3 protein-coding genes are annotated in these 1,917 nt (G+C 70.9%); 1 reads left to right on the top strand and 2 read right to left on the bottom strand.

What is annotated here, in order from left to right; translation table 11 throughout:
- Positions 1-49: 49 nt before the first annotated feature.
- Positions 50-697, bottom strand: a complete 648-nt coding sequence (locus ACWGIG_RS38650) for a hypothetical protein (RefSeq protein ID WP_453326407.1) — start codon at positions 695-697, stop codon at positions 50-52.
- Positions 698-744: 47 nt separating this feature from the next.
- Between ACWGIG_RS38650 and ACWGIG_RS38645 the strand changes: the two genes are divergently transcribed.
- Positions 745-933, top strand: coding sequence for a DUF5703 family protein (locus tag ACWGIG_RS38645; protein WP_453326406.1), 189 nt, complete (start codon positions 745-747; stop codon positions 931-933).
- A 118-nt stretch (positions 934-1,051) separates the two neighbouring features.
- Here ACWGIG_RS38645 and ACWGIG_RS38640 read toward each other — a convergent pair whose 3' ends face one another.
- On the bottom strand, positions 1,052-1,819 hold the full coding sequence (locus ACWGIG_RS38640; protein WP_453326405.1) for a chaplin family protein: 768 nt from the start codon (positions 1,817-1,819) through the stop codon (positions 1,052-1,054).
- Between the last annotated feature and the right edge of the window lie 98 nt (positions 1,820-1,917).

Raw genomic sequence — 1,917 nt, 5'->3', positions numbered from 1 at the left:
GGGTACGGGCATTCGATGCCCGCACCCCCTCCGCCGTACCGCGGCGCGCTCAGACCTCTTCGAGGTCGTCCATCTCGTCGTCGTCGAAGACCGAGCTGACGTCGAAGCGGCACACGACATCCCGCTGGTCGGCGCTGTCGAAGGGGGAACTGAGCCACTCCCCCGGCTCCGGCAGCTCCTCCACCGCGGCCACCCACAGCGTGGAGTCGCCTTCCTCCAGGCCGAACTCCTTGTGCCGGGAGGCGATTTCGTCCGGCTCGTACTCGCCGAAGAGGACCCCGAGCGCGGCCTGCACACTGCTGCCGACGACTCCGGCGGAAGCGGGCAGTCCGTTCGGCCCGGAGTCCGGGTCGAGGTCGGCGAGGCGCTGGGCCTGGGCGAGCAGGCGCTGCGGCTGGGCGACGGAGTAGTCGCGGCGGATCAGCACGCTGAGCGCGTCTACCGGCCCCTTGTGGGCGGGTACGGAGTCCTCGGGGCTGGGGATCTCGAAGGGGGTGACCTCGTCGTACCGCTCGTAGAGCAGCTCGTCGTAGTCCTCCGCAGCCGCGGCCAGTTCGTTGAAGGCGTCGTAGACGGCGGGGTCGTCGTCTCCGGAACGGCGCTCGACTGCCTCAAGGTGGCGGTCCAGCGCGGCTTTTACCGCCTCGGCGGCGGCGCGTACCTCGGCAGCGGTGGTGGGCTGAGCGGCATCAGACATAGTGCAGACGCTATCCGTAGACGACCTCTGCCCGCACAATAGATGCGATGCCGGAATACGAATTTGTCGACGTGTACGTCCCGCGCGGGGTCTCCCGCAAGGAAGCGACCCGTCTGCTGACCGACCACGCCGAGTACGGACACTGGGAGCTGGACCGACTGAGTCTGCGCCACGACGGGAGCCGCCGGGTGCGGCTGCGCAGGCGGATCATCCGCCAGGTGCGCGCCACCTGGTGAGCCCGCCACAGATCGGGTGACCGACCGCACCACACAGGGAACGGGCCCCGCGACCACGGGACCCGCGCCGTGTACAGCTGTGTACGGAGCGGGTGTGACGCCGCCGGGTACAGGGGTGTTACGCCGCCGAGCGCGCCCGGCGGTAGAGCACCGCGCCCGCGAGGAGCAGTCCGGCGCCCGCCGGGATCACCGTGCCGAGCGAACCGGAGGCTCCGGTCTCTGCCAGCACCTCGGTGGCCCGGGGCTGGGTGACGGTCTGCGTCTGCGGGGTGTTCGGGATCGCCCGGGTGGGCGGGGTGCCCGGCTCGTCGGGCGTGCCCGGGATCCACGGCTCGTCGGGGGTCGCCGGGATCTGCGGCTCGTCCGGGGTGGCGGGGATCTGCGGCTCGTCGGGGGTGGCCGGGCCGGATTCGTTGCTGCAGTCGTTGCCCATCGCCGGGTTGAGGAGCCCGATGACGCTGACGCTGTTGCCGCAGGCGTTCACCGGGATGTGCACCGGCACCTTGATGTTGTTGCCGGAGCCGACACCGGGCGAGTTGCTCGTGTCGCCCTGGGCGGACGAGCCGCCACCGGTGTGGGTGCCGGTGTTCGTGCCCGGCTGACCCGACCCCGGCTGACCCGACTGGCCGGGCGTGGCCGAACCGGACTTGTTGGCGCAGGCGTTGCCCATCGCCGGGTTGAGGAGCCCGACGACGTTGACGGTGTTGCCGCACGCGTTGACCGGGACGTGCACCGGGACCTGCACCGAGTTGCCGGACAGCACGCCCGGTGAGTTCGACGCGGTCCCGTCGGCACCCGAGTCGGCGTGCGCAGCTCCGCCGCTCAGAGCGAGCACGCCACCGGCCGCCGCCACGGTGATCAGACCTTTTGTGGTGACCTGACGCATTGGATCGTTCCCTTGCCTCTGCCTACCGGAATGCCCGCGGACGTCTTTGTCCGCGGGCCGAGAAACCGGACGGCCCCGGAGTGCATGGCGCGCACTCC

Source organism: Streptomyces sp. NPDC054863 (assembly GCF_053610825.1).
The sequence above is the reverse complement of the archived record's forward strand: the minus strand, read 5'-3'. Positions and strand labels throughout refer to the sequence as shown.